The 26919-nt window shown below is 58.0% G+C and carries 21 protein-coding genes; 11 read left to right on the top strand and 10 right to left on the bottom strand.

Annotation, left to right across the window (positions count from 1 at the left end):
- The 6 genes from ACQUQU_RS11830 to ACQUQU_RS11805 all read right to left on the bottom strand — a co-directional run bounded on the left by ACQUQU_RS11830 (window position 1) and on the right by ACQUQU_RS11805 (window position 8284).
- On the bottom strand, window positions 1-399 hold the full coding sequence (locus tag ACQUQU_RS11830) for a response regulator (RefSeq protein WP_430459895.1): 399 nt from the start codon (window positions 397-399) through the stop codon (window positions 1-3).
- A 225-nt stretch (window positions 400-624) separates the two neighbouring features.
- The gene (locus ACQUQU_RS11825; RefSeq protein WP_430459894.1) at window positions 625-3855 is read right to left on the bottom strand and encodes an error-prone DNA polymerase; all 3231 of its coding nucleotides are present in this window, start codon (window positions 3853-3855) and stop codon (window positions 625-627) included.
- Window positions 3852-5303 (bottom strand): Y-family DNA polymerase, encoded by a 1452-nt coding sequence (locus ACQUQU_RS11820; protein WP_430459893.1) that lies wholly within the window; start codon window positions 5301-5303, stop codon window positions 3852-3854. Before ACQUQU_RS11820 ends, ACQUQU_RS11825 begins: the two co-directional genes overlap by 4 nt.
- Before the next feature lie 9 nt (window positions 5304-5312).
- A complete protein-coding gene (imuA, locus tag ACQUQU_RS11815) occupies window positions 5313-5972 on the bottom strand; it encodes a translesion DNA synthesis-associated protein ImuA (protein WP_430459892.1) in 660 nt (219 codons plus the stop codon).
- A gap of 169 nt (window positions 5973-6141) precedes the next feature.
- Entirely contained in the window at window positions 6142-7134 is a 993-nt protein-coding gene (locus ACQUQU_RS11810) for a hypothetical protein (protein ID WP_430459891.1), read from the bottom strand.
- A gap of 1 nt (window position 7135) precedes the next feature.
- Window positions 7136-8284, bottom strand: a complete 1149-nt coding sequence (locus ACQUQU_RS11805; RefSeq protein WP_430459890.1) for a hypothetical protein — start codon at window positions 8282-8284, stop codon at window positions 7136-7138.
- A 156-nt stretch (window positions 8285-8440) separates the two neighbouring features.
- On the opposite strand from ACQUQU_RS11805, the gene ACQUQU_RS11800 reads away from it, so the two are divergent.
- Window positions 8441-8989 (top strand): outer membrane beta-barrel protein, encoded by a 549-nt coding sequence (locus ACQUQU_RS11800; protein ID WP_430459889.1) that lies wholly within the window; start codon window positions 8441-8443, stop codon window positions 8987-8989.
- Between the two features lie 9 nt (window positions 8990-8998).
- On the top strand, window positions 8999-10495 hold the full coding sequence (locus tag ACQUQU_RS11795; RefSeq protein ID WP_430459888.1) for a DNA recombination protein RmuC: 1497 nt from the start codon (window positions 8999-9001) through the stop codon (window positions 10493-10495).
- Between the two features lie 62 nt (window positions 10496-10557).
- Here ACQUQU_RS11795 and ACQUQU_RS11790 read toward each other — a convergent pair whose 3' ends face one another.
- Window positions 10558-11748 carry a hypothetical protein gene (locus tag ACQUQU_RS11790; protein ID WP_430459887.1) on the bottom strand — a complete coding sequence of 397 codons (1191 nt, stop codon included), beginning with the start codon at window positions 11746-11748 and terminating at the stop codon, window positions 10558-10560.
- A gap of 323 nt (window positions 11749-12071) precedes the next feature.
- On the opposite strand from ACQUQU_RS11790, the gene cmoA reads away from it, so the two are divergent.
- The 3 genes from cmoA (at window position 12072) to ACQUQU_RS11775 (ending at window position 15421) form a co-directional block, all read left to right on the top strand.
- A complete protein-coding gene (gene cmoA / locus ACQUQU_RS11785) occupies window positions 12072-12827 on the top strand; it encodes a carboxy-S-adenosyl-L-methionine synthase CmoA (protein WP_430459886.1) in 756 nt (251 codons plus the stop codon).
- A 17-nt stretch (window positions 12828-12844) separates the two neighbouring features.
- Window positions 12845-13846 (top strand): tRNA 5-methoxyuridine(34)/uridine 5-oxyacetic acid(34) synthase CmoB, encoded by a 1002-nt coding sequence (gene cmoB, locus ACQUQU_RS11780; RefSeq protein ID WP_430459885.1) that lies wholly within the window; start codon window positions 12845-12847, stop codon window positions 13844-13846.
- Window positions 13847-14341: 495 nt separating this feature from the next.
- Window positions 14342-15421, top strand: coding sequence for a 3-deoxy-7-phosphoheptulonate synthase (locus ACQUQU_RS11775; RefSeq protein WP_430459884.1), 1080 nt, complete (start codon window positions 14342-14344; stop codon window positions 15419-15421).
- 33 nt (window positions 15422-15454) lie between these two features.
- Here ACQUQU_RS11775 and ACQUQU_RS11770 read toward each other — a convergent pair whose 3' ends face one another.
- Window positions 15455-16432, bottom strand: coding sequence for a hypothetical protein (locus ACQUQU_RS11770; RefSeq protein ID WP_430459883.1), 978 nt, complete (start codon window positions 16430-16432; stop codon window positions 15455-15457).
- Between the two features lie 280 nt (window positions 16433-16712).
- Here ACQUQU_RS11770 and dnaE point away from each other — a divergent pair, with 280 nt between their 5' ends.
- Complete coding sequence (gene dnaE / locus ACQUQU_RS11765) at window positions 16713-20210, top strand: DNA polymerase III subunit alpha (RefSeq protein WP_430459882.1); 3498 nt, start codon at window positions 16713-16715, stop codon at window positions 20208-20210.
- A gap of 74 nt (window positions 20211-20284) precedes the next feature.
- Here dnaE and ACQUQU_RS11760 read toward each other — a convergent pair whose 3' ends face one another.
- Entirely contained in the window at window positions 20285-21802 is a 1518-nt protein-coding gene (locus ACQUQU_RS11760) for an acetyl-CoA hydrolase/transferase family protein (protein WP_430459881.1), read from the bottom strand.
- Window positions 21803-22254: 452 nt separating this feature from the next.
- Here ACQUQU_RS11760 and rpsP point away from each other — a divergent pair, with 452 nt between their 5' ends.
- The 5 genes from rpsP (at window position 22255) to ACQUQU_RS11735 (ending at window position 25240) form a co-directional block, all read left to right on the top strand.
- Complete coding sequence (gene rpsP / locus ACQUQU_RS11755) at window positions 22255-22506, top strand: 30S ribosomal protein S16 (protein ID WP_430459880.1); 252 nt, start codon at window positions 22255-22257, stop codon at window positions 22504-22506.
- 20 nt (window positions 22507-22526) lie between these two features.
- A complete protein-coding gene (gene rimM / locus ACQUQU_RS11750) occupies window positions 22527-23066 on the top strand; it encodes a ribosome maturation factor RimM (RefSeq protein ID WP_430459879.1) in 540 nt (179 codons plus the stop codon).
- Between the two features lie 3 nt (window positions 23067-23069).
- Window positions 23070-23825 (top strand): tRNA (guanosine(37)-N1)-methyltransferase TrmD, encoded by a 756-nt coding sequence (gene trmD, locus ACQUQU_RS11745; RefSeq protein WP_430459878.1) that lies wholly within the window; start codon window positions 23070-23072, stop codon window positions 23823-23825.
- A gap of 10 nt (window positions 23826-23835) precedes the next feature.
- Window positions 23836-24189 (top strand): 50S ribosomal protein L19, encoded by a 354-nt coding sequence (gene rplS / locus ACQUQU_RS11740; protein ID WP_430459877.1) that lies wholly within the window; start codon window positions 23836-23838, stop codon window positions 24187-24189.
- 193 nt (window positions 24190-24382) lie between these two features.
- Window positions 24383-25240 (top strand): thioredoxin fold domain-containing protein, encoded by an 858-nt coding sequence (locus tag ACQUQU_RS11735; RefSeq protein WP_430459876.1) that lies wholly within the window; start codon window positions 24383-24385, stop codon window positions 25238-25240.
- Between the two features lie 828 nt (window positions 25241-26068).
- Here the strand turns inward: ACQUQU_RS11735 and ACQUQU_RS11730 are convergent.
- The gene (locus tag ACQUQU_RS11730) at window positions 26069-26887 is read right to left on the bottom strand and encodes a pseudouridine synthase (protein ID WP_430459875.1); all 819 of its coding nucleotides are present in this window, start codon (window positions 26885-26887) and stop codon (window positions 26069-26071) included.
- Window positions 26888-26919 lie beyond the last annotated feature (32 nt).

The following is a 26919-nucleotide window of genomic DNA, read 5'->3' as shown; positions in this document are numbered from 1 at the left end:
TCAGCCTCCTGCCGGCGTACCGGAAAAGAAGCGGCGCAGACGCTCGATAAACTGATCAACGTCGGCCGGGCTGATGGTTTTGATGATGTAGGTCAGGCCCTGCTCGGCGGCATCACTTTGCAATTCGTTACTGCGGTTGCCGGTGACCAGCGCAATGCGTGCGGAGGGCACGCCGGCGGTGATCAGCTGGCGGGCGGTGAGCAGGCCGTCGGGAGCGCCCATGTTGATGTCGAGCAGATACCAGTCGAGCGCGTAGCCGGCGGCCTCCGCCTGAGCGAGGGCCTGTTCACCGGAGGCCGCTTCAGTAAATTCAGCATCGGTGATCACCTGAGCGACGGCTTCCTTGGCCAGCATGCGGGCATACAGGCTGTCGTCGGCCACCATAATGCGTGTCGGCATACATCGTCCTGAAAAAGATGGCATATCGCCTGAGTCTAGTTCAGGGACGTGTCACTGCAACGCGGCCAGAAGCCGCTGGCGCAGCCAGTGTGCGGCGCCTTTTCAGTGGCCGGATTTTCCCGTTATTGATCAGTCGCTTAGCGGTCGGAGGCATTGCCATACGCAGGTTGTGGTTATTGAGAGTCGGCGTAATTGGTCGGACGCCAATGCGCGTAACCCCGGGAATTAATGGAAATCGTGCGATTGTGCCTGCAGCGTCTGCAATAAATGGCTGATGTCGAGCAGGCGGTAGGCGATCACATGCACAATGCCCGATGCTTCGTCTTTTTCGATGCGTCCGTAGGCCTGCAGAATGCGCGACTGGGTCAGGGTTTTCAGCTGGCGTTCGGCGGTGGCCAGCCAGACCACCAGATTCACGCTGCCGGTTTCGTCTTCCAGCGTCACAAAGGTGACGCCGGCGGAGGTGCCGGGGCGCTGCCGGCAGGTCACCAGGCCGGCGACAAAGGCTTCGCTGTCGTGCGGTTGCGACAGCAGATCGCAGGCGCGCAGGCTGCTGCCCAGCTGTCCCTGTTCGCGCAGCACGGCCAGCGGGTGGCGGCCCAGCGTTAATCCCAGCGCCTGATAATCTTCCAGCAGGTTGTCGACCTCGTTGGGGCTGTTCAGCGCCTGCAGCACCGGGTTCTGATCCTGTGCGGTGAGGGCATCGGCCAGTAAATCGGGCTGCAGGGGTTCACTGACCGCCCAGCGGGCGGCGTATCTGTGTTCGCTTAGGGCACCGAAGGCGTTGGCCGAGGCCAGGGCGGCGCTGTTGTGGGTCGATAATCCGGCGCGCAGGCGGCAGTCGTTCACCGACAAAAAAGGCGCCTGTGCACGGGCTTCCAGAATGGGCCGGGCGGCCTCTTCGGTCAGACCTTTTACCAGCCGCAGGCCGAGTCTCAGGCTGGGCTTATCGTTGCCGGCGTCTGCCTGATGCAGCCAGTCGCTGTGCGTGACATCCACGGGTAATACACAGACGCCGTGGGCGCGGGCGTCGTTGATCAGTTGCGCCGGGCTGTAAAAACCCATCGGCTGACTGTTGAGCAGGGCGGCGCAGAACAGCGCCGGGTGATGGCATTTCAGCCAGGCACTGACGTACACCAGCAGGGCGAAACTGGCGGCGTGGGATTCGGGAAAACCGTATTCACCAAAGCCTTCCAGCTGGCGCTGTAACCGCTGGATGTACGCCAGTTCAAACCCGTTCGCCAGCATGTTGTCTTGCAGGCGTTGCTGCAGCCGGTGCATATGACCTTTCTTACGCCAGCTGGCCATGGAGCGGCGCAGTAAATCGGCTTCGGCGGCGCTGAAATTGGCCGCCACCATAGCAAAGGCGATGACCTGTTCCTGAAATAACGGAATGCCGAGCGTGCGTTCTAAAATGGGCTTCAGCGCGTCCATCGGGTAATCGGCCTGTTCTTCGCCGTTACGCCGTTTTAAATACGGGTGCACCATGTCGCCGTGAATCGGGCCGGGTCGGACGATCGATACTTCAATGACCAGATCGTAATAATGACGCGGCTTTAAGCGCGGCAGCATGTTCATCTGAGCGCAGCTTTCGACCTGAAATACGCCGATGCTGTCGGCTTTCTGCAGCATGGCGTAGGTGGCGGCATCGTCCCGCGGAATATCCGTCATGCTGATGTTCAGCTGCTGCAGACAACGGCGGATGGCGGTCAGCATGCCCAGACTTAAAATGTCGACTTTCATCAGCCCCAGACTTTCCAGGTCTTCTTTATCCCACTGAATAATGGTGCGGTCGGCCATGGCGGCATTTTCCACCGGTACCAGATCGGTCAGGCAATCGCGGGCGATAACAAAACCACCGACGTGTTGCGATAAATGACGCGGAAAACGCAGAATTTCCCCCACCAGTTGCTGCAGTAAATGCAGCCGGGTGGCATCGGCAACGCGCCGGTCGACCAGTTCGTCGAGCCAGTTGTGCTTTTTATAGCGGTAGCCAAAATTGGCCAGCACAGGTTCGAGCGCGGTTAAATCCAGCCCCAAGGCACCGGCCACATCGCGCAGCGCACTTTTCGCCCGGTAGGTAATCACGGTGGCGGCCAGCGCTGCACGGTTACGACCGTATTTCTGATAAATATACTGAATCACCTCTTCGCGCCGCTGGCTTTCAAAATCGACATCGATGTCCGGTGGCTCATGACGCTCAGCCGAAATAAAGCGTTCGAATAATAAATTCACCTCCTGCGGATTCACCTCGGTAATGCCCAGGCAATAACAGACCACGGAATTGGCCGCTGAACCGCGCCCCTGACAGAGAATGTTCTGCGCACGGGCGTACTGCACAATGTCGTTGATGGTCAGAAAATAATGTTCGTATTCTTTCAGCGCGATCAGCGTCAGTTCTTTATTGATGGTGTCCAGCACGCGTTGCGGAATGCCATCCGGAAAGCGCTTTCCGGCACCGGTCATGACCTTTTCACGCAGGTAACCGGCGGCATCGCGTCCGGGGGGCAGGGTGTCGGTCGGGTACTGATAGCGGATTTCGCTTAATTCAAAATGGCAGCGGGCGGCAATGTCGCAGGTGCCGGCCAGCAGCGTTGGGCCGTATAAGTGCGTGAGTTTATTGGCCGAGCGCAGATGCCGTTCGTTGTTGGCAAACAGATGGCCGGTAATCTGCGTGACGGGCTGATTCAGGCGGATGGCGGTCAGACAGTCTTGCAGGGCCTGGCGCGCGGGCTTGTGCATGTGTACCTGACTGGCGCAGGTCAGCGGAATCTGCCAGCGCACGGCATAATGCTGCATCTGCTGAAAACGCCAGTCGTCATCACCGTCCAGCATGCGCTCGGCCAGCAGCCATAAACGGCCGTTAAACGTCTGCTGCAGTTGTGCGGCCAGCACTTCGTCAAAGCCGTTTTTCTGCGGCTGCCAGAGCAACAGGGCGTGCTGACTATCCGTTAATAAATCCGGGCTGAAAACGTAACTGCCTTTATCGGCCGCGCGCCGGCAGTGGGTAATTAACCGGCATAATTCGCTGTACGCGGTTTTATCCGCTGCCAGCACTACAAACAGCTGATCGTCACAGCGGAATTCGCTGCCGGTGATTAAACGGAAATCCGCCGCGGCGTTGTGCAGCGGATGTTCCGCGTCGGCGCGGATATCCTCCAGTGCCTGCCACGCCCGCACGACGCCGGCCAGCGAACATTCATCGGTGATGGCAAGGGCTTGATAATTCAGGGCAAGCGCCTGCTGCAGCAGTTCTTCCGGGTGCGACGCGCCGCGTAAAAATGAAAAATTACTGACGCAATGCAGCTCGGCGTAACGGAATGCGGCGGCTTGTGGCCTGGTTGCCTGAGGTGGTTCGTTCCTCTGGGGCAGTGCGTTCCTCTGAGGCGGAGTGTTCACAGGGGGCGGTGCGTCCACAGGGGGCGGCGTATGGATCAGAACCGGTGTCTTTTTCATGAAAAAACACCGTGAATAAACCACTGGCCGTCGCTGTGAAACAGCCACACTAACTGCGCCCCCTGACGCGCCCGGTAGTAATCGCGGCGCAGGGGCTGGTCGTCCCACCAACCGCTGCACAGGCGTTCGGGGCCGCTGACGATGTGCTCCGGCGGTGGGCAGGGCAGAGGCTCGGCCAGCAGCCACAGCGGACGCTGGCCAAGGTCTGGTCGCAGCGCGGGTTGCGGCTGCCGCACGCTGTCGCTGTCACAGGGGACGAGGCGGGCAGCCTGTTCCGGACGCGGGTCGGGGCGGGCGCGCAGCTGCAGCAACTGATGCGGCAACAGGCGACTGCCCAGCCGGTTGAGTAATTGCTGACTGTCGCTGTGCTGGTGGTCGTTATGGTTGTGCTGCTGAGCAAAAGCCGCGCACTGCTCAGGCCCGGTGAGTAACGTTTTTTGCTGGCGGTTGCGTTCGCTGAATTCCCGCACCTGCAGAATCAGCGTCTGTACCGGCGCGCGCAGCGTCTGCTTTTCAAGAAAATAGCGGCATAAATACACAAGCTCTGGCTGGCGGTATTCGCCGTGGGCAAAGCGTACGCTCCAGTCGGTTGCGGGCTGGCCTCTGTGGGTCAGATGCAGGTACAGACAGCGGGTGCTGAGCTGGCGCCGCTGCAGAAATTCCGCCAGCCGTTGCAGGAGCCGCTGCAGTGGAAACAACAGCCCGTTGGCGTGTTCGACTTCGCGGATAAACTGCGCCTGCTGCTGAAAATATTCCGCCGGCTGAAACGCCGGTAACGGGTGCGCCTGCTGACCCGACAGCCGCTGCAGACGCAGGCTCAGGCCAGTGCCGAAGCGGCTGGCAAGACCGCTGTGCGGCAGACGCAGCAGATCGCTCAGACGCTGAATGCCAAGGCGTTGCAGCTGGGCCAGTTCGTCGGCATTAAGCAAACGCCCCTGATGCAATTGCGCCAGCGTCAGCGGTTGCAGACCGGCACCGGCCGGCAGGCGGCAACAGGCACGCAGCCGTGCGGCGAGCGGCGTGTCGCCACTGCCACAGTGCAGCGGCCATTGCTCGGCGGCGGCGGCCTGTGTGATGCGGGCAATCAAGGCCTCGTGTCCCTGAAACAGACGCAGCATGCTGGCGCTTTCAAGCCACAGGCCATCGTCACCATCCGGGCATACCTGAGCGCTGAACTGCCCGGCCCACAGCGCCCGGCCATCGAGCAATTGTTGTTGCTGATGCGGATCCAGCCGCGCCAGCGACAAAGCCGGGCACAGACACAGCGCCGTGGTCAGCGGCATGTCGGCCTCCACCCCCTGACGGCGCGCGGCCTGATTACAGCTGACGATGTGCGCCGCCTGGCCGTTGCCCGGCGGCAACAGCGCCAGCGGCAGCTGAGCATCGTCGCTGTGTTGCAGCAGATGATGCAGGTAAAGGTCGGGAAACCAGAGATACAGCCAGCGCATAGACGGGGGTTATTGCAGGGCGGCCTGCAGCGCCAGACGGAACGGCTGGCCGGGCCACAGCCCGCGGCGTTTGTAGCATTCGACCTGAACCTCCTGTTCATTGACGCGCTCGACGCCCAGCCGCAGCGCCGCCGGTGAGCCTGTGCTGTCGAACGGGCATTGCGGCCATAACCAGCAATAACTGTTGTGCTGACTGGCGGCCAGTTGCAGGCGCCGGATATGCGGTTTGTTGAGCGTGCTCGGCCAGCCAAGCACGGCCGAGCAGTGGCCGCTTTTCAGCCCTTCTTCCAGACTCCACAAGGCCTGTTGTTCGTCACGCGGATGCACCAGCAGAATGCGGCGGATATCAATGCCGGCCTGCAGCAGAGCTGCCGGTTGTGGCAGCAGGCGGCGGTTGTGCAGCGTCGGGCCACCCACCCACAGAATCCAGCGCGGTTCCCGGCTGAGGCTGGCCAGAGCCGGCAGAATCAGCGACAGCTCGCCCTGACCGCTGTGCGCCCCGGCGTAAATTTCACACACCTGACCCGCCTGCCAGCCGGATGCCGGCAGCTCGCGGTTGAGGGATTCAAAACCGGTGCTGAGCGCAGGTGCCGGACGCAGCGCCTGTTGCTGAGCGCGCGCCGGCCAGACCTGTCCCTGATTGAGCACCTGATGCAGCGTGGTGGCCATGTGCTGTCCTGCTTGACTGTGTGTTGGATATAAATACAGTACTGGTTATGTATACAGCATTCAAGATTCAAAACAGCCCCGACAGGAGAGTCATGCGTTCAGGCCGGCTATGGCGGTGTGCTGGCATAAAACGAAAACCCCGCCGGTGGCGGGGTGGTGATGAACGTGATTATTCCGCTGCGTACAGACGGGCCAGCTGGCCGTCGGTCTGCCACTGGCGTTGCTCGCGGGTGCGCCAGCGGCTGGCTTTGTCTTCGCCCAGAACCGTCCGGCGCAGCTCGTAGCGGCGTTGCACCGGGTCGTCGCTGGGATCCAGTTCGTGCAGGGCAATCAGGCGGTTGAGGTCTTCGCTGGCATCGCTGCTGAGGGCGCTCAGCGGCTGACCATGACGCTGACTGAAGGCGTTTTGCTGTCGTTGGTACCAGCTCAGCCGTTCACTGAGCGGCAAGGTTCCGGCGTTGCTCAGGAAATCCTGAAAACGCTGGTTAAAGCGCATGCCGTCGCGCTGCGGGCCAAACACTTTGGCGGCCACCTCCGCGCCGTACAGGGCATCCTGTTCTGCCCAGTAGGCGTCGAAGAAGGCCAGTGGCTGCGCGAAATCGCTTAACGGTGAGCGCGCCTGAAAGCCGTTCAGCGGCTGTGGGTTGGCGCGGCTGATGGCGATGAATTGCGAGGCCTGCTCGCTGCTGAGACCGAACTGATGGGCCAGACTCAGACGCAGTTGCTGGTCGCACAGCTGGCGGATGTCGGCCTGAATGTCCTGCCCGTTATGGCCTTCCGTGGGGGCTTCCGTGGGGGCTTCTGCTTGTTGGGCGCTGAAGGCATGGCCCAGCGAGCGCTCGCATTGCAGGCGCAGCCGTTCCAGTCCGGCGGCCGGGTCGGCGAGCCATTCACTTTCGCGCCAGTGCAGCTGATTCAGGCCGCTGTCGGTGGCGTTGGCCGCCGCCCGCTGCGCGGCACGCAGCAGGCTGTGCAGCAGACGTTCACGCAGTGCCGGGGGGGCGTCGGCCAGCGCTGATGGACTTTGGCTGGTCGCGGCTGCAACCGGCAGCGGCTCGTGGCTGGTGGCCACTTCAACCTTGGGTGCGCGCAGGCTGAGCATCACCGCCAGCGCCGTGGAAACGACGCCGACGGCCAGCAGGGTGTGGTAGCGGGTCTGCATATCAGCGGCAGAAGTCGATTTCGGTCAGGCTGCCGTAGTGGTCGCTGTGGGTGTAATACGCCAGATAACGCTGGCCATCCTGACCGCGCCATTCGGGAGCCCACACGCTGGTGTTGACGCGGGTAACGCCACAGCCGCTGGCCGGTGCTGTGATGCTCCAGTGGGCCGCATCGAATACCAGGGTGTAATCGAACCAGGCGTAGTCGTCGGTGGCCAGGCCGTTCGGACCTGTGTCCTGACAGCAATCGTCTTTCGGCCAGTACGAGTATTTCAGGCCGTCGCGCACCTCGGTGCTCTGGTTGCGGATCAGGGCCATCTGATTCCACAGGGCGCCCTGCGTGACGTCCTGTACCGCTGCCGGGTTGTGCAGGTCGGTGTTGAAGTCGCCGCCGAGAATCACCGCCGCCGGCGGGAACTGCGCGGCGTTTTCGTCGATTTTGCCTTTGATCCAGTTCACGGCTTCGTCCATCTGCGCACGACGGGCGTTGTCGTCACCGCTGTTGCCACCGAAGTGCTGGGCGCTGCCGTACACCAGATGGGTGGTGAACACGTAAATGTACTGGTCGTTTTTCTTGACGATGGCGCCGATAACGCCTTTGCCTTTCACGCCGTCAATGCCATTGGTGGCGTTGTATTTGTGGTAGCCGAGTTTTTTCTCATAGCCCAGACGGGAGAACATCATCAGGCCCGGGCAGTCGGTTTCGATGTCGCTGCCATTGCAGTAGTTACTGCCACCGCCGTAGGTATCTTCAAAGCCGCGGGCGGCGAAATCGTCCACCGGACCGTCTTCGTACATATCGTCGTAGTCCCAGGCTTCCTGCAGCAGAATCACGTCGGCGCACTCGGTTACCTTACCCAGTGACTGCTCCATTTCGTCGCCGAAGTCGTAAACAAAACCGACGTTATGGAAAATGTTGTAAGTAACCGCGGTAAAATCGGCCGTATTGTCGCAGGCCGGATTGGTCACCCAGGGCGTGGTCAGGTTGGTATTGAAATAGTCAATTTCAGAGACGGCGTCGTACCATTCAACCGGGTGCGTGGAATAATGGGCGTTCATGCCCGGTGTGGAAGAACCTGCGTGTGCCTGAGGCAGCAGCAGGGGAGACAGCGCAAGCAATACAGCAGCGCCCGCTTTCGCAGCAGCTTTCATAAGGAATCCCTGAGGGTGAGTGTTATTGTTATGCCGCCGATTTTGCACGATAGAACCACTTTCTCAAGGGCATGGCCCGCATTGCCTGACGCTTCAGGCATAATGGCGTGCAGTGCGGCATGGCCGCGTATCTCAACTGCCCGGAGTGACAGACGTATGACGCTGAGGTTCACCCTGTTAAGCCTGCTGGTGGCGGCGTTATGGCCGGCGACGGCTCAGGCCTGGCGCCCGGAAGGCTATGCGGCGCTGGCCCTGGGCTTTTCGCTGCAGAGCATTCCCGCAGAGCAGACCACCGATGGACTGGACGACACCATTCTGACCAACGTCATGGCGGCCCGCACCGGTGTGGAGTGGATTCCCGGCATCAGCACCGGCATTGGTTTCTGGTTGTGGGGCGACAAGAACGTCAACACCGAAGCCGAGTCGGTGCAGTTCGATGGCATCAGCGCCGGCTGGGACGTGACCTTCCGCATCCCGTTTTCCGGCGGCGTCGGGCCCTATGTGCGGGTCGGTCGTCACTGCTGGAGCGCGGTGACCAGCGGCCTGCTCGACCCCTGGTCGGAAGATGGCTGCAGCGCCATGCGCAGCGCCGGGTTCAACTTTCCGGTGGAACACGATCTGGTGATGTACGCCGAGTATTCGACCACCCGTTTTCAGGATATTGATGCCGACAGCCTGCTGGCAGGTGTGCAGGCGCGTTTTTAGAGGTTAAGCATGGAATTTTCTTTGTTGCAGCTGGCGCTGGCCAGTTGTGTGATCAGTGCCGCTGCGGCGACGGCCGGTGTCTGGCTGCAGCGTTTACTGGGCGCGGCGCAGCAACGTCTGCAGGAGCTGGCACTGGCGCAGCAGACGCAGGCGGCGGCCGATGCTCAGGCCCGCGCCGAACAACTGGGCCGTCAGCTGGAAGAGCTGCAGCAGCAGGCGCAGCAACAACGGCTGGAGGCCACCCGCTGGCAGGAGCGAGCGCAGAATCTGCAGCAGCAGGAACAGCAACAGAGCGCCCTGCGTCAGCAACAGCATCAGCAGCAACAGCAGCAGGCGGAACAACTGCAGCAGCAACTCAGCCGCCTGCAGCAGCAACTGGCCACCGAGCAGGAAGCCCGCGCGCAGGAACAGCGCAACGCCGAAGAAAAACTGGCGCTGCTGGCGCAAAGCAAAGAGCAGATGCTGAAAGAATTCGAGAATTTATCGAACCGAATTTTCGAACAGAAACAGCGTCAGTTCAGCGAGCAAAGCCAGAAAGGGCTGGATTCGTTATTAAATCCGTTTAAAGACCAGCTCGAAGGTCTGCGTAAAAAAGTCGACGACGTCTATGTAGCCGACGCCAAAGACCGCACCGAACTGAAAACCCAGATTGAAAACCTGCACAAACTGAATCAGCAGATCACTGCCGAAGCGCATGCTTTAACCACCGCATTGCGCGGTGAGAAAAAAATGCAGGGTAACTGGGGCGAAATGGTGCTGGAAACCGTGCTCGACCGTTCCGGTTTGCGCAAAGGGGAAGAATACCTGCGCGAACAGGTGCATCAGGACGATGGTGGCAAAAACTACCGCCCGGATGTGATTATTAATCTGCCGGAAGGCAAGCACATCATCATCGACTCCAAGGTTTCATTAAACGCCTACACGGATTATGTGAATGCGGAAAATGATGCCGACCGGGACGCCGCGGCCCGCCGTCATACCGACGCTATCCGCAATCATATCCGCGGTTTAAGCGAAAAGGCCTACCAGCAGCTGGAAGGTCTGAATTCACCGGATTTTGTCTTCCTGTTTATGCCGATTGAGCCGGCCTTTATGCTGGCGTTCCAGCAGGACGAAGCCCTGTTTAACGAAGCGTTTGAAAAACGCATTGTGGTGGTCACGCCAACAACCCTGCTGGCGACCCTGCGCACCGTGGCCAGTATCTGGGCCATTGAACGCCGTAACCGCAGCACCGAAAAGCTCGCTGAGCAGGCCGGTAAGGTGTACGACAAACTGGTGCTGGTGGTGGAGAAATTCGAAAAAGTCGGCAACCAGCTCAACACCGTGCAAAAGAGTTACGACGACGCCTGGAACTCGATGCGCACCGGTCGTGGCAACCTGCTCAGTCAGGCCGACGGTTTCCGCAAGTTGGGCGTGCGGGCGAAAAAAGAACTCGACCGCACGCTGGTGGCCGATGCCAACGCCGAAGCGGATTTGTTTGAATTGGTCGACAGCTCCGACGAATAAAAAAACCGGCGAAAGCCGGTTTTTTTATTGCACTCTGTGGGTGTTTAAACACGCACAGATGATCAGAACTCGAGCGTGATCTGTACGGTGTCATCAACCACGTTACCGTCGCTATTCACCAGACCGTTTACAGAATCGAATACCTCGATCAGCGTGGTGTCATCGCTGTCGGTCAGACGCACAAACAGGTCGCTGTAGGTGATGGTCAGACCGTTGTCGGCGGTGCCGCTGTTGCTGCCATTGAAGGCCTGTGGGTTGGTGCTGAAGTTTGGTGACAGGGTCAGGGTCAGACCGTCGGTGGAAACGGTGGCTGTCACGTCGCTGCCCTGGCTGTTGGTGTCCAGCGCGGCGGTGGTGTCGTTGGTCAGGCTGGCGGATGCCAGAGACTCGTTGACGATACTGACCGGGCGGCTCAGGTGAATGATCAGGGTGCCGTTGCTGTTGATGGCATTGCTGTCTTCATTTGACGCAGACACCACGTACAGACCATCGGTAGTACCCGGAACGATGTCGGCCAGGGCGACGGTCTGGATAATGGCGGACGTGCCCACGGTGACTGAGGTCGGGGTTGCCAGCGCCAGTTGGGTGTCTTCGTACACCATTGGCAGTACCTGAACGGCGTAACGGCCACCCAGCACCAGAGTGTCGCCGTCAAATACCGCGTTGCCGTCGGCATCTGAAGTGGCAGACAGGGCGCCCTGGAAGCCATCGGTCGGAGCGATGATGGCGGTGGCGTCTGCGGTCAGCACGTTAGAAGCGGTGTTTGGCTGCAGCATGACAGTGGCACCTTCGATGCGCTCACCGTTGTAAGTGACGGTTACGGTCATGTCCGGCGCAGTGCTGCCCAGTGGGTACAGATAGAAGTTACCCAGGCTCCACACTTCGCGGTCCTGCAGGTTAGCGGTGTTCACGTTAAAGGTCACAGTAGAAACGACCGGCTGGAAACCATCGGCGCTGGCTTCCATACGGAAGGTCACGTTGCCGTTGGTTGAGGTCGGAATGTCGGCGAAGAAATAGTCGCCCGGATAAGCGCTGTTCTGTTTGGCGTTGCGGTAGTCAGAGCCCTGTACCAGCAGGACGTCGGCATCTACACGGGCGCCGGTGACAGCGTTGAAAACAGTGCCCTGCAGGTTGGTGGTGATGTCGTGGTAGTTCTGCGGAACGGCGGCGTTCTGGGTATCGTCGGTGGCACCGCAGGCTGCCAGACCGAGTGCCAGCGCAGAAAGGCCGGCCGCTTTGCAAAGAGAATTCATCCTGTATCTCCGTTGTTTTCATTGTCGGTTTTCATAGATCGTGCAGGGACGCTGATGCCCGGATCAAACTGACAACCACATCCCTGTTGTCGCCCCGCTTGGGGGTGGCGCGACCATATAGCGTTGTCACAAAAGCGTCAAAGTCGGGCTCAGTCAGAAAGCGCAGAAAGGGTTGCGCGGCGATCAGGTAAAGACATTGGCATTAGAACGCCAGCGCCTTGAGGGGCAGAGTTGACGGTGGCGGTCGATTTCAGCGGCTTGTCTGGTTCCGCTGGGGAGCTTCCGCTAAAATGCGCGCCCTGTTCAGATTATGGCCAGTCTTCATGTCCGACACCTTCGATCAACACGCCGACAACATTTACCAGACCGCGCTGGATAAGGTGCCGGGGTTTACCTTCGACAATGCGGTTGCGCGTGTCTTTCCTGACATGATCAAGCGCTCGGTGCCGGGCTATGCCGAAACCGTGGCCATGTCGGGCATCATTGCCGGCCGTTACGCCACGCCGGGTTCCCATCTTTATGATCTGGGTTGTTCGCTGGGCGCGGTGACGCTGGCCATGCGTCACGCCCTGCAGGCCCGTGGTGACGAACTGAGCGGCTGCCGCATTATCGGCATTGATAATTCGCAATCCATGATCGAGCGCGCCGGCCATTACGTGGCGCTGGACGAAGCGACGGTGCCGGTGGATATGCTGTGCGCCGATATTCTGCAATATCCACTGCAAAATGCGTCGGTGACGTCGCTTAATTTTGTGCTGCAGTTTATTGCGCCAGAACAGCGCTTAGCGCTGCTGCAGGCCATTGCTGCTGCCACCTTGCCGGGCGGTGTGCTGATTCTGTCGGAAAAACTCTGCTTCAGCGCTGAAGAACAGCTTGTGCAGGATAAACTGCATCTGGATTTCAAACGCGCCAATGGTTATTCCGAACTGGAAATCGCCCAGAAGCGCAGTGCCATTGAAAATGTGCTGATTCCGGAAACCGAACAGACGCATATTGAACGGTTAAAAGCCGCGGGTTTCTCCCAGGTAGTGCGCTGGTACCAGTGCTTTAATTTCGCCTCTTTTCTTGCCATTAAATAATGCTTTCAGCGCCTGTTATGACTGACGAACAATCCATTCTGCACTGGTTTAACGACGTTCTGCGTTTTATGCGCGCCGGCAAACTGGCGCGCTGGGCGGACGTGCTGCCGGAGCAGCTGACCGCCATTCTGCACGACAACGAACACGGTGATCAGCAGCGCTGGCTGAATGCACTGGCGCAGCTGCCGGCGCTTGAACACGTGCAGGCCGACCTGAATGCCCACGATATTAAATTGTCGGCACCTGAACTGACTGCCGCACAAAGTGACGCCCTGCATCAGGGGCTGCGCGGTTTAATGCCGTGGCGCAAAGGCCCGTTTCAGTTTTTCGATACCTTTATTGATACCGAATGGCGTTCCGACTGGAAATGGGACCGCGTCAGTCCGCACATTGCCCCGCTGCAAAATCGTGTGGTGCTGGATGTCGGCTGCGGTTCGGGTTATCACATGTGGCGTATGCTCGGCGCGGGTGCGGCGCGGGTGATTGGTATTGATCCGTCGCGTTTATTCCTGATGCAGTTTCAGGCTTATAAACAGTACCTCGAAGCCGCACAGGGCCATGTCGGCGCCGACCTGCTGCCATTGAAAATGGAAGACGTGCCGGCCAACCTGAAAGCCTTTGATACGGTGTTTTCCATGGGGGTGCTGTATCACCGTCAGTCACCGATTGATCACCTGCGCGAGCTGAAAGAAGCACTGCGTCCGGGTGGTGAGCTGGTGCTGGAGACTCTGGTGATCGACGGCCCGCTGGGCGACGTGCTGATGCCGGAAGACCGTTACGCTGTGATGCGCAACGTGTGGTTTATTCCGTCGCCGGAAACCCTGCTGCTCTGGTGCCGTCGTGTTGGCTTTAAAAATGCCCGCATCGTCGACCTGAATCAGACCTCCATCGAAGAACAGCGCGCCACCGACTGGATGCGTTTTAATTCCCTGCCGGATTTTCTCGACCCCAACGACCACAACAAGACGGCCGAAGGCTATCCGGCGCCGTTACGGGCCGTGGTGGTGGCGGAGGCCTGAAACTTAAAGTCTGCAGCCTGAAGCCGGAAACGAAGGGTTGAAAAAGCGCTGAACAGGCGTACTATGATTCGCATGAACAAGATCCGTAACGCACATAACCGTATTGAAACTCTCCGCTCTGCCAACGCAGCGGTGGGTCTGTGCGTGTGCGGCTGGTGGTTTGGTTATGGCTATTACTTTAGCCAGGAGCCGGGCCGCCCTTAAGCATTGTGCTAAGGCAGTCCGGCAACACGCCGACTGCCACCGGAAGAAAACCCCGACTGGCAGTCCGCCACTCGGGGTTTTTTATTGGCCGTTATCCGGCTTCCGGAACGAACAGCAAGGGAAAGAGTATGAAAGCTTCAGCCTGTAACGTCATGGTTCAGACCGCCCGGTTCGGGGCGTGCTGGCGATTTAGCGACGGTCGATATTGATGGGCCTAAGCCCCGTCATTTGACCGAAAAACCGCAAAGTTGCCCGAAAACACGACCTTTACTCAGCGATCAGGACATAACGATGAACAACATGACTCAGGCTCTGGCCACTCAGCAAACCCGCACAGACAACCCGCGCACGAACGACCCGGCGGTACGCCCGCTGGCCAGTCCGCGCGCCCTTAAAAACGAATTGCCACTGCCCGAGGCACTGGCTTTGCAGATTGATCAGCAGCGTCAGCAGATCCGCGATTGTCTGAGCGGTGCCGATTCACGTTTGCTGATCATTACCGGTCCATGCTCCATTCACGACGAAGCGGCCGTGCTCGATTACGGCCGCCGGCTGGCGGCGCTCAACGAACAGTTGCAGGACCGCATGCTGATTGTGCTGCGCGCCTACGTCGAAAAACCGCGCACCAGCATCGGCTGGAAAGGTCTGGCCTACGACCCGGCCCGTGATGGCAAAGGCGATATGGCCGCGGGTATCCGCCGCTCACGTCAGGTGATGCTGCAACTGGCTGAGCTGGGTTTACCGCTGGCCACCGAAGCGCTGAATCCGCTGGTGATGGCGTACCTTGATGATCTGGTGAGCTGGACCGCCATTGGCGCACGCACGGCAGAATCCCAGACCCACCGCGAAATGGTCAGCCATCTGCCGATGCCGGTGGGCATTAAGAACAGCACCGACGGCTCGGCGGCCAACGCCATTAATGCCATGATCGCCGCGCGTCACAGCCACCACACGCTGGGCGTGGATGTTGACGGCCAGCTGGCCATGCTCGATACCCCCGGAAATCCGGATACCCATCTGGTGTTGCGCGGTGGTCGCGGCATCACCAATTACGATACCGCCTCTATTGCTGAGGCGCTGGCGACCTTAAAGAAAGGCGATTGCATTGAAAAAGTGCTGGTCGACTGCAGCCACGATAACGCCTGCAAACAACATGAGCGCCAGCCGCTGATTGCCCGCGACGTTGTCGCGCAACGGGTGGCCGGCAACCGCGGGATTCTGGGCCTGATGCTGGAAAGCTTCATCACTGCCGGGCGTCAGAACGACGGTTGCGATCTGACCTACGGCCAGTCGATTACCGACGCCTGCATCGGCTGGGATGAAACGGAATCTCTGCTGCGCGAATTGCACAGCATGCTGGGCGGCGCCTGAGGGCGCGCTCAGCGGCTGTTTTACGCTGACGTTTCAGTCGTAATAAGGGTCGAGGAATTTGGTGCGGATGCGTTCAATGCCGTTGAACGACTGCTCGAAATCCACTGTGATGCCGCCGTTGGGAATATTCATAAAGGCACCGGAAACCGCCGTGGTTTCTGTGCCGCTGTCGATCCAGGTGACGTCTTTTGACTGAAACGAAATGAACATGCCGGTGGCCGCCGTGGCGGTGTCCAGATCACCGATCTCCAGCGTACGGAAGGTCGACAGACTGAAGCAGGTGGTGAGGCCGAGAATTTCACAGCCATCCGATTTAAACAGGCTGAGCAGAGAGCTGCTCAGCCCGCCCAGATTACAGCCATCCTCGCAGGTGAGGGCGGTACCGTTGGGAATACCCACGGACGTCGCCCGCACATTGATTTCATTGCCATCGGCATCGACCAGTACGGCGCTGGATGACAGCACAGTGTCTCTGTCGACCCCGGCAAGGGTCAGGGCAGCCTGCTGGATCCAGCTTGCTTCGTCGTAAATTGCGTCCGCCGTGCCGGTCACATTCACTTCAATATTCCCGGTCAGCGACTCGATATTGCCGGATAAATAGCCCAGCGCTTCGCCAAACCCTAACCGCACACCCACAATGTTTTCGTTGCCGTCGGCGTCGGTTTCAAAGGCCAGTTCAAAGAAAGGGTCGCTGATACTGAACGGGTTGAGTGTGCCGTCGTCGTTGACCGAGCCGAGCGCGAAATCGTTGATCAGAATATCGCTGCCGGAAGAACCGTCGCGCTCATAATTGCCCAGATCAATCAGGTCGGCGTTGAGGGATACGTCGGCGTCGATACCAAAGGTAAAGCGGGTGAAATCGAAATCGTCCGATGACGGGCGGTCGATCTGAATAAAGCCCTGACCGGTTTCCTGCGACAGTTCGTCGTCGCTCAGCTGGGTCAGTGCGTGGGCCGGAAGGGCGCCTGTCAGTGCGCTCAGTACAAGGCACAGAAATACAGTCAGTCGCATGGGCAGAATGTCCGCTGTGACGTTCCGGCCGTGGGCTGAGCCTCTGCAGAACGCCTGTTATGTTTGTTATTCTCCGGCCACTCTAAGCCTTCGGGCGGTCAGTTCAACGCATGCGGACGGACTTTACACAATCCAATGAAACGCCCGTTCCAGAAGCGTTCCGGCGGGTATCTCCGGTCAATCCGTTGAATGGGCAGCAGACTGTCCGAACTCGCCGGTTCTGGCGGACAGTGCCATCGGGTACAATGGCCCTTTTCTTTTGGGTTCAGGACCGCGGGCCATGACGCAGGGCTTTGTTCATCTCCGGATACATTCGGAATACTCCCTTTACGACAGCACCATCCGGGTGAAGAAACTCATCGGGCAGGCGGCGGATATGGGGATGCCGGCGCTGGCGCTGACCGATCAGGCCAACATGTACGCGCTGGTGAAGTTCTACAAAGTGTGTCTGGAAAAAGGCGTGAAGCCGATTCTGGGCGCCGATCTGTGGCTCGAAAACCCCGACGACATTACCCAGCCCTTCCGTATTACGGCCCTGTGCCAGACACCGGCGGGTTATCTTGGCCTGCGTGAACTGGTGTCGCGGGCGTTTGCCGAAAATCAGCACTACGACAAAGCCATCGTCAAAAAGGAATGGCTGTTCGAGAAGCACGAGGGTCTGATCATTCTGTCCGGCGGCCGCGATGGCGATGTTGGTCAGCGGGTCATCAAGGGCAAACTGGACGCCGCCGCGCGTCTGGCCAATGAATACCGCGAAGTATTCGGCGACCGTTTTTATCTCGAAGTACAGCGTACCGGGCGCCCGTCCGAAGAACTGGTGGTAAAAGCCAGCAGTGCCATTGGCGGCCGCTACCGCATCCCGCTGGTGGCCACCAACGATGTCCGCTTTCTGAAAGCCGACGATTTCGAAGCCCATGAAACCCGGGTGTCGATTGGTCAGGGCTATGCACTGGAAGACAAACGCCGCCCGCGCGAATATTCCGAGCAGCAGTACTTCCGCAGCGCGGAAGAAATGACGCAACTGTTTCACGACATTCCATCGGCCATCAGCAACACGGTCGAAATTGCGACCCGCTGTTCGGTGGAAGTTTTGCTGGGTAAATATTTCCTGCCGGATTACCCGATTCCGACGGGCATGAGTGAAGACGACTTTTTCCGCAAGATTTCTGAAGTGGGTCTGGAAGAACGCCTGGATGTGATTCTGGCCGGAATTCCGAAAGATTCGCCCGAATACGCCGAAAAACGTAAGCCCTATGACGACCGTCTGAAATTCGAGCTGGATATTATTATTCAGATGGGATTCCCCGGTTACTTCCTGATCGTGATGGACTTTATTCAGTGGGCCAAGGATCACGATATTCCGGTTGGTCCTGGCCGGGGTTCCGGTGCCGGCTCGCTGGTGGCGTATGCGCAGAAAATTACCGACCTTGATCCACTCGAATACGATCTGCTGTTCGAACGATTCCTGAACCCGGAACGGGTATCCATGCCCGACTTCGATATCGACTTCTGCATGGAAGACCGGGAAAAAGTAATCGCCTACGTGGCCGACAACTACGGCCGCGAAGCGGTATCCCAGATTGTGACCTTCGGTACCATGGCCGCCAAGGCGGTGGTACGCGACGTGGCGCGGGCGCAGGGTAAATCGTTCGGTCTGGCCGATAAATTGTCCAAGCTGATTCCGGGCGACCCGGGTATGACGCTGGAAAAAGCGCTGGAAATTGAGCCGCTGCTGAAAGAATTCCTCGACGACGATGAAGAGGCCCAGGAAATCTGGGAAATGGCGCTCAAGCTCGAAGGTATTGCCCGTCAGACCGGTAAGCACGCCGGTGGTGTGGTGATTGCGCCGACCAAGCTGACCGACTTTTCCGCCACCGCCTGTGAGCCGGATGGTACGGGTCTGGTGACTCAGTTCGATAAAAACGACGTGGAAGAAGCGGGTCTGGTGAAGTTCGACTTCCTCGGTCTGCGTACCCTGACCATCATCGATTGGGCGCTGAAAACCATCAATAAAAAGCGCGCCAGTGAAAATCTGCCGCCGGTAGATATCGCCCATATTCCGCTGGATGACCAGCCGTCGTACGACTTATTAAAAGCCGCCAAAACCACGGCCGTATTCCAGTTGGAATCGCGTGGTATGAAAGATCTGATCCGCCGCCTGCAGCCCGATAACATCGAAGACATGATCGCTCTGGTGGCGCTGTTCCGTCCGGGCCCGCTCGAATCGGGGATGGTGGACGACTTTATTAACCGTAAGCACGGCCGCGCTCAGGTGGCTTACCCGCATCCGGATTTCCAGCACGAAAACCTGAAGGAAATTCTGGAGCCGACCTACGGCGTTATCGTTTATCAGGAACAGGTAATGCAGATTGCGCAGGCCCTGTCCGGTTATACCCTGGGTGGCGCGGACATGCTGCGCCGGGCGATGGGTAAGAAAAAACCGGAAGAAATGGCCAAGCAGCGCGATACCTTCCGTGACGGGGCGATTTCGCAGGGCGTTGACCCCGATCTGGCGATGAAAATCTTCGACCTGGTGGAAAAATTCGCCGGTTATGGTTTTAACAAATCGCACTCTGCTGCTTACGCCGTGGTGTCGTACCAGACGTTGTGGCTGAAGCAGCATTATCCGGCCGCCTTTATGGCGGCGGTTCTGACCTCGGATATGCAGAACACCGATAAAGTCGTGACCTTTATCGAAGAATGCCGCGAGATGGGGCTGGAGCTGGTATTACCCGATGTGAACCAGAGCCGCTTTGGTTTTACCGTGAACGACGATGACGCCATTGTGTATGGTCTGGGCGCGGTGAAAGGTGTGGGTGAAGGCCCGATTGCCGCCATTATTGAAGCGCGCGAAGAGGGTGGTCCGTTTAAAGACTTATTCGATTTCTGCCAGCGCGTCGATGGCAAGAAAATCAATAAACGCGTGCTGGAAGCCCTGATCCGCTGCGGCGCCTTTGACCGTGTGCAGAATGTGGCAACCCGCTCGGTGCTGATGGCCAGCCTTGAAGACGCCATTAAGAGTGCCGGCCAGAGTGCCGCCAATGAAGCGGCGGGCATGATGGATTTATTTGGTGAAGTACAGGCTGAAGTCGCGGACATTACCGACCCTTATGAGCGTTTCCGTCATCTGCGCGACTGGACCTTAAAAGAGCGCCTGCAGGGCGAAAAAGACACACTCGGCTTGTTCGTTACCGGCCATCCCTTCGACGAATACGAAGCCGAAGTGCGCAAGCTGGTGCCGAATAAACTGTCGCAGTTGCAGGAAGCCAAAGCGCCGCAGAAATTATCCGGTCTGGTGGTCGACATGCGCGTGATGAAAAACAAGCGCGGCGACAATATGTGTTTCGTTACCCTCGACGACCGCACGGGGCGTGTGGAAGTGGCGCTGTTCTCGGATATTTACGAGCAGGTGCGCGAGGTCGTTGCCAAAGACAAAGTGCTGGTGGTGGAAGCGCTGGTATCTCACGATGACTATTCCGGCGGGTTGAAAGCCACCGGGCGCAGCGCCATGGAAATCAGTCAGGCGCGGCTGAATTTCGCCAAAGCCCTGCGCATTACCGTCAACGGTGACCGGCCGGAAGATGAGTTCTGCAATGAACTGAAACGTCTGCTGCAACGCATGGACAACGGGTGTCCCGTGGTTCTGGATTTTTACAACAGCGTGGCTCGCTGCGATATTCAGCTGGGTGAAGGCTGGCGTGTGAATCCGACCGATGATCAATTGCAGGAACTGCGTTTTGCTTACGGCGATAACGCCGTTGAGCTGATATTCCACTGACGTCTGGCTGAGCGTCAGAAAGCAAAAGCCCTGTTCCGTTTGTGCGGAACAGGGCTTTTTTATGGGCTGAGCATTCAGGCTTTCATTGAGCCTGTCTCTTCATACTTCTGATGCCAGCTCAGTGCTTCACCCAGCAAATGCGGTGTGTGCATGCCGCGGCCGCTGGCGCAGGCGCGTTCGAAATAACTCGTCAGTTCGGCGCGGTAATCCGGATGGGCGCAGTTATTAATAATTGCGTGCGCGCGTTTACGTGGCGACAGACCGCGCAGGTCGGCCAGCCCCTGTTCGGTGACGATGATTTTCACGTCGTGTTCGGTGTGATCAACGTGCGACACCATGGGTACAATCGACGAAATCGCACCGTCTTTGGCGACGGATGGCGTTACAAAAATCGACAGGTAGGCATTGCGGGCAAAGTCGCCGGAACCACCGATGCCGTTCATCATGCGCGTGCCCATAATGTGGGTGGAATTCACGTTGCCGTAAATATCCGCTTCAATCAGGCCGTTCATGGCGATGATGCCGAGACGGCGGATCAGCTCCGGATGGTTACTGATGTCCTGCTGGCGCAGGATGATTTTGTCACGGTAAATATCGATGTTGTCGTCGAATTCTTTAATACCGGCCGGACTCAGTGAAAACGCAGTGGAAGACGCCACCGCCAGCGTGTCGGACCTGAGCATTTTCAGCATGCCGTCCTGGATCACTTCGGTGAAAGCGGTCAGATTTTTATACGGGCCTGAGTCCAGTCCTTCGAGCACGGCGTTGGGAATGTTGCCCACACCGGACTGAATCGGCAGCAGATCTTTCGGCAGGCGGCCGGCGGCAATTTCGCGGTCGAAGAAATCCAGAATGTGCTGGGCAATACGGCGTGACACATCATCCGGTTCCTTGAACGGGGTGTTGCGGTCGGCGGCGTTGGTTTCCACCACGGCGATCACTTTCTCAATCGGGCAGCGCAGATACTGGTCGCCGATGCGGTCGGCCGGCTGCGTCAGCTGAATGGGCTTGCGGTTGGGCGGCAGGGCGGTGCCGTAGTAGATGTCGTGCATGCCTTCGAGCTTGATGTTCTGTTGGCTGTTGACCTCAAGGATCACTTTGTCGGCCTGCTCAATCCAGGTTTTGTTGTTGCCGATGGACGATGACGGAATCAGGCTGCCGTCTTCTCGGATGCCGGCCACTTCGATGATGGCGAGGTCCATCTTGCCGAGAAAGCCCGACCAGGCGTACTGCGAGACTTCCGACAGGTGGTAGTCGACGTAGTCCATTTCGCCGTTGTTGATGCGGTTGCGGCAGATGGGGTCGGTCTGAAACGGCAGGCGCATCTCGATGCCGTCGACCTCTGCCAGCGCGCCATCGAGTTCCGGAGCGGTGGATGCGCCGGTCCAGACGTTGATGCGGAAGCGGCCGCCGTTCTGGTTAATGCCTTCAATGCGTCGGGCCAGCGCCTGTGGGATGGCTTTCGGATAACCGGCACCGGTGAAACCGCTCATGCCGACCGTGGCTCCATTGGGAATCAGGGCGGCAGCATCTTCGGCACTCATGACGCGCTGACGCAACGCCGGACACTGGATGCGCGAGGTATCGGACATAACAGATTTCTCCTGATGAAACTGGCTGGTGTGCAGAGCCCGGACAGGCTGTGGGCATTCACGCCCGGCAGAACGCGGACGGTAAGCGGCCGGCATCATACGCCGCTGGTGACGGGTGAATCTAAGACCTTGGTAGTAGAAAACAGGCTGTTCAGCCCATGGAAAGGTGGTCGTCCCGGACTTCTGAAGCGGCTACCGATGTCTCTGCCGTTGTTGGTAACGGCCAATGTTGGTTCAGCGGTGACAGGATGTGGCGCCAAGCCCCGTGGTTATGGGCTTTGTTGCAAACTCTGCTTGAGATTGATGGCCGGATTTTATACACTACGCGCCCTTTTAAGGCCCCGTGTGCCTGGAACGTCCCTGTTTATGGGCCGTTCGACGTGTGCGGGAAGTAAAACGACAGGCGATCCCAAAACCTGTCACTCGGTAAACGATCGGAGTGATCTGAACTTATGGTAGTAATCCGTTTGGCCCGTGGTGGCTCTAAGAAACGTCCTTTTTACAGCATTAACGTAGCTGATGCCCGCGCACCTCGCGACGGTCGCTTTATCGAGCGCGTTGGGTTCTTCAACCCTGTTGCTCGCGGTCAGGAAGAAGCTGTCCGTATCGATCTGGAGCGCGTTGAGTACTGGCTGGGCAAAGGCGCTCAACCGACTGACCGTGTTGCCAGCTTGCTGAAGCAAGCCAAAAAAGCCCAGGCTTAATTGGCAGCGGAGTTCTGAAGTTGCAAAACCAGATGCCGGTGGACCAGGACATCACCATCCTGGGCAAAGTAACAACTGCATTTGGTATCAAGGGCTGGGTGAAGGTGTACTCGTATACCGATCCTATGACCAACATCCTTGATTTCAGCAGCTGGCTGTTACGTGTGAACGGTCAGTGGCGTGAATATAAGGTAGTGAACAGCCAGCTTCAGACAAAAGGGTTAGCCGTAGCCCTGGAAGGTGTGAACGACCGTGATGCCGCTCTGGCGTTGTCTCAGGTTGAAATCGCAGTACCGACCAGTGAGTTACCCGAACTCGAAGAAGACGAATATTATTGGTTCCAGCTTGAAGGACTGAACGTGGTTAACACGGCAGGTCAATTGCTGGGCCAGGTAAAGGAACTGTTTGATTCCGGCGGCGGTAATCAGGTGCTTGTGGTAGACAGCTGCGAAGGCAGTGTGGACCGTCAGCAACGTCTGATTCCTTACGCAGACTCAATCGTTCTAGAGGTTGATCTGGAAGGTGGTGAGATTCAGGTCGACTGGGAAGCGGATTTTTAACCGGTGTGGTTTGGGGTTATATCCCTTTTTCCTGACATGTTCAGGGCGCTGACCGAATATGGAGTCAGTGGCCGTGCAGTCAAACAGGAAAGAGTGAGCGTACAGTGCTGGAATCCCCGTGATTTCGCACACGATAACTACCAGACCGTGGACGATCGTCCGTACGGTGGCGGCCCGGGCATGCTGATGATGATTCAGCCTCTGCGCGATGCCATCCACGCAGCGAAAGCCGCTGCGGGGGAAGGCGCTAAGGTGATCTACATGTCACCTCAGGGACGCAAGCTGGACCAGCGTGGTGCTCTGGAGTTAGTCCAGAACGACAAGCTGATTCTGGTGGCCGGACGGTACGAAGGCATTGATGAGCGGCTGATCGAAGCTGAGATCGACGAAGAATGGTCGATCGGTGACTTCGTTCTGAGTGGTGGCGAGCTGGCTGCCATGACGCTGATGGATGCCGTGATCCGGCTGGTGCCCGGTGTACTCGGGCATGATCAGTCGGCACAGCAGGACTCCTTTATGGATGGCTTGCTGGATTGTCCGCACTACACCCGCCCGGAAGTTTACGAAGGGCAGGCGGTACCGGAAGTGTTGCTCAGCGGCAACCACGCAAAAATCCGTCAGTGGCGCTTAAAGCAGTCACTGGGCAGAACCTGGCAGCGCAGACCGGATCTTCTGGACGCGCTGGAACTGACAAACGAGCAACAAAGGTTATTGACAGAGTATCTGCGCGAGCATGGCGAACACTCGGCAGACTGTTAAGGAGCGAACAATGAGCAACAAGAACCCAATCATTCAGCAGATTGAAAACGCGCAGCTGAAAAGCAACGTACCGGCCTTCAGCACCGGTGACACTGTTATCGTTCAGGTAAAAGTGAAAGAAGGTGAGCGTGAGCGTATCCAGGCTTTCGAAGGCGTGGTTATCGGTAAGCGTAACCGTGGTCTGAACTCTGCTTTCACCGTACGTAAAATCTCCCACGGTGTGGGCGTTGAGCGTACTTTCCAGACCCACAGCCCGATGATCGATTCTATCGAGCTGAAACGTCGCGGTGACGTACGTAAAGCCAAGCTGTACTACCTGCGTGAGCGTAGCGGCAAGTCTGCACGTATCAAAGAAAAGGTTTAATCCTTCTCTTTATAAAAGAACGGGCCTCTGGCCCGTTTTTTTATGCCCTTTATCCGGCGGTCATCGCCATGCCACACAGCCCTGTTATACTCGGCCGGTTAACCATTCTTTCCGACTTCAGGTTGGCCGCTTCGGGCGGAACCGGATTCACTCTCCGGGTTCAAACCTGTACAGCATGAGCAAGGTAGCAGTAATGAAAAAGACTCTGATGGCCGCCGTACTTGGCCTGACTCTGATGGTTCCGGCACTGGCCGAAACTGCCGCAACGCCGGTTAAAAAGCAGGTTGAAGCCCGTCTGGTACAGGCCTTTGGTCCGCGTCTGGAAGTGCGTGAAGTGGCGTCGCTGGCCGATGGCCAGATTCTGGAAGTGGTGCTGACGGACGGCTCTGTGATGCACATGACCCCGGACATGAGCCATTTTGTCTACCGCGACGAGCTGTACTCGCTGGCGGAAAGCGGCCCGGTGAATGTGACCCAAAGCCGTAACAACCCACGCCGTGCGGCCGCGATGGAAGCCATTGCCGATGCCCAGACGGTGGTTTTCCCGGCCCAGGGCGAGCAGAAAGCCCTGATCAACGTCTTCACGGATATCGACTGCGGCTACTGCCAGAAACTGCATCAGGAAGTACCGCGTCTGAACGAGCTGGGCATTACCGTACGCTACCTCGCATACCCGCGTTCGGGTATCAAAAACCCGCAGACGGGCCAGCTGACCGAGTCTTACCTCAAGATCAACTACGTCTGGTGTCAGGCCGACCGTAAAGCGGCGCTGACTGAAATGAAGAATAACCAGCGTGAAATGAACGTACTCAGCCAGAAACTGCGTCAGGGCGGTGCTGTGATGCTGCAGGATCAGTACCGTGCACTGGCATCGCAGATGGACGATGTGCTGAACAAGAGCAAAGACTGCGGTGCTCCGATCGCAGCTCAGTATGAGCTGGGTGGTGAGTTGGGTGTGACCGGTACCCCGGCCATCATCGCGCAGGACGGGCGTCTGTTCCCGGGTTACATGCCTGCGGATGAACTGGCGCGTCGCCTGGGCGTTATCTGAGTCGGCCCCACCTGGAAAGCTGCTTGTCTGAAAACCCGCGCCAGCGGGTTTTTTTATGCCTGAGTGACAGCTTTCCGGCGCACGCTGGCCTGACGCAACGCCAGGCAACTCATACCTGCGAATTATCCACAGTTCAGTCGGTGGGTACCCGCTAACGTCCGGCGGCCTGTTTCTGCTGGCCTGCGGGGAGCGAATCGAGGAAATTGTACGTCCGCCTCATAATAGGGCGTAGTGTTCCGTAATGAGGCGGGTTATGCACACGGGCCCGTTTGCGGGATTTTACGGGTTTCCACTACGACTTTTTGGCTCGAAATACTGAAAAAAGAGTCTTGATTTATATAAGTTATTGAAAAATAACACTTTTTATTTTGGTTAAAAAACAACCAATTTAAAAGGGAGCCTGTATCCATGGGATTTGTGTGGCACTATAAATAACTTCTCAACAGAATTATCCACAGTTTCTGTGGACAGACTAACGCGACATTTCTACCTATTGATACAAAACAGAAAATGGCCGGTATTTTCCTGAGGCGCTACTTGACGAAGAACAGCCCGGATTGTTATGCACACAGAAAGTGGTCAACTTCTGAACGTTAATTCAAAAGTCAAAAAACTGAAACATGTGCTCGGAAAGTCTGTAACTCATTGAAATTAAGAGATTTTGCCCAGTGGCGCAATTTCGCTCAATCTGAGCTGACCCCGCATAAACACTGGCCTCAAGCCAGTTTTACCAAAGTTTTCCAAAGAATTATCCACAGAAATTGTGAGTAACTTGGCCAGTTCAGGTAAATCGCGGCTTTGCGGGGCTGTGGATGATTACTCCGGCGCTTATTCGGCCTCTTCGTCGTCCTCATTTGTGAGATTGAGGAAGCAATTCATTGACGGATGAACGTCATGGCTGAGGCTTGCCGCCACATTGGCTGGCAGTTGATCCGACCAGCCAAAGCGGTTCATCAGATCACGGAAAATGGCGTCGGGTGGTGCGGTCACGGTCAGGTTTTCGCCGGTCAGCGGATGCGGCACCGTCAGTTCGGACGCGTGCAGCAGCAGACGCGGGGCATTCAGGTGGTCGCGGAAGTAGCGGCTGTGACGGCCTTTGCCGTAGCGGGCGTCGCCGATGATCGGGTGTGCCAGATGCTTCAGATGGCGGCGGATCTGATGTTTGCGTCCGGTGAACGGGCTGGCTTCCACCAGTGAGTAACGCGACTGCGGGTATTTATCGATTTCGACCGGAATCTCGACCGTAGCCAGACAGCGGAAGTCGGTGATCGCTTCCTGTTCTTCGCGCACTTTCTCGTGCTTGGCGTATTTGTCTACCGGCGGTGCCATGGGCTTGTCGAGGTGAATGAACTCCGGCATCCAGCCACGGACAATGGCCAGATACTTCTTTTCTACCTGACGCTGGCGCCAGAGATCGGTGATCACGCTTGCCATCTCCGACGACAGGGCGAAGGCAAGGGCGCCGGACGTTGGCTTATCGAGACGGTGCACCGGATACACTTTCTGTCCCAGCTGATCACGCAGCAGCTGAAGGGCGAAACGGGTTTCATGACGGTCGATTTCACTGCGGTGCACCAGCAGGCCGCTGGGCTTGTTGATGACCACCAGAACTTCGTCCTGATAGAGAATTTCAAGGGCTGTCGACATCAGGAAGTGCCTGTCACTCGGATTCAAAGGGG

The organism is Thalassolituus sp. LLYu03, from assembly GCF_050507655.1.
In the GTDB taxonomy this organism is placed as follows: Bacteria; Pseudomonadota; Gammaproteobacteria; order Pseudomonadales; family Oceanobacteraceae; genus Venatoribacter.
Note: the sequence above shows the minus strand (reverse complement) of the source record. Positions and strands in the feature narration are given on the sequence as shown.

What these genes read in the sequence shown, in the direction of transcription:
- ACQUQU_RS11830 (WP_430459895.1), bottom strand. Translation starts at nt 399, where the DNA reads ATGCCGACACGCATTATGGTGGCCGACGACAGCCTGTATGCCCGCATG.
- ACQUQU_RS11825 (WP_430459894.1), bottom strand. Translation starts at nt 3,855, where the DNA reads ATGAAAAAGACACCGGTTCTGATCCATACGCCGCCCCCTGTGGACGCA.
- ACQUQU_RS11820 (WP_430459893.1), bottom strand. Translation starts at nt 5,303, where the DNA reads ATGCGCTGGCTGTATCTCTGGTTTCCCGACCTTTACCTGCATCATCTG.
- imuA (WP_430459892.1), bottom strand. Translation starts at nt 5,972, where the DNA reads ATGGCCACCACGCTGCATCAGGTGCTCAATCAGGGACAGGTCTGGCCG.
- ACQUQU_RS11810 (WP_430459891.1), bottom strand. Translation starts at nt 7,134, where the DNA reads ATGCAGACCCGCTACCACACCCTGCTGGCCGTCGGCGTCGTTTCCACG.
- ACQUQU_RS11805 (WP_430459890.1), bottom strand. Translation starts at nt 8,284, where the DNA reads ATGAAAGCTGCTGCGAAAGCGGGCGCTGCTGTATTGCTTGCGCTGTCT.
- ACQUQU_RS11800 (WP_430459889.1), top strand. Translation starts at nt 8,441, where the DNA reads ATGACGCTGAGGTTCACCCTGTTAAGCCTGCTGGTGGCGGCGTTATGG.
- ACQUQU_RS11795 (WP_430459888.1), top strand. Translation starts at nt 8,999, where the DNA reads ATGGAATTTTCTTTGTTGCAGCTGGCGCTGGCCAGTTGTGTGATCAGT.
- ACQUQU_RS11790 (WP_430459887.1), bottom strand. Translation starts at nt 11,748, where the DNA reads ATGAATTCTCTTTGCAAAGCGGCCGGCCTTTCTGCGCTGGCACTCGGT.
- cmoA (WP_430459886.1), top strand. Translation starts at nt 12,072, where the DNA reads ATGTCCGACACCTTCGATCAACACGCCGACAACATTTACCAGACCGCG.
- cmoB (WP_430459885.1), top strand. Translation starts at nt 12,845, where the DNA reads ATGACTGACGAACAATCCATTCTGCACTGGTTTAACGACGTTCTGCGT.
- ACQUQU_RS11775 (WP_430459884.1), top strand. Translation starts at nt 14,342, where the DNA reads ATGAACAACATGACTCAGGCTCTGGCCACTCAGCAAACCCGCACAGAC.
- ACQUQU_RS11770 (WP_430459883.1), bottom strand. Translation starts at nt 16,432, where the DNA reads ATGCGACTGACTGTATTTCTGTGCCTTGTACTGAGCGCACTGACAGGC.
- dnaE (WP_430459882.1), top strand. Translation starts at nt 16,713, where the DNA reads ATGACGCAGGGCTTTGTTCATCTCCGGATACATTCGGAATACTCCCTT.
- ACQUQU_RS11760 (WP_430459881.1), bottom strand. Translation starts at nt 21,802, where the DNA reads ATGTCCGATACCTCGCGCATCCAGTGTCCGGCGTTGCGTCAGCGCGTC.
- rpsP (WP_430459880.1), top strand. Translation starts at nt 22,255, where the DNA reads ATGGTAGTAATCCGTTTGGCCCGTGGTGGCTCTAAGAAACGTCCTTTT.
- rplS (WP_430459877.1), top strand. Translation starts at nt 23,836, where the DNA reads ATGAGCAACAAGAACCCAATCATTCAGCAGATTGAAAACGCGCAGCTG.
- ACQUQU_RS11735 (WP_430459876.1), top strand. Translation starts at nt 24,383, where the DNA reads ATGAAAAAGACTCTGATGGCCGCCGTACTTGGCCTGACTCTGATGGTT.
- ACQUQU_RS11730 (WP_430459875.1), bottom strand. Translation starts at nt 26,887, where the DNA reads ATGTCGACAGCCCTTGAAATTCTCTATCAGGACGAAGTTCTGGTGGTC.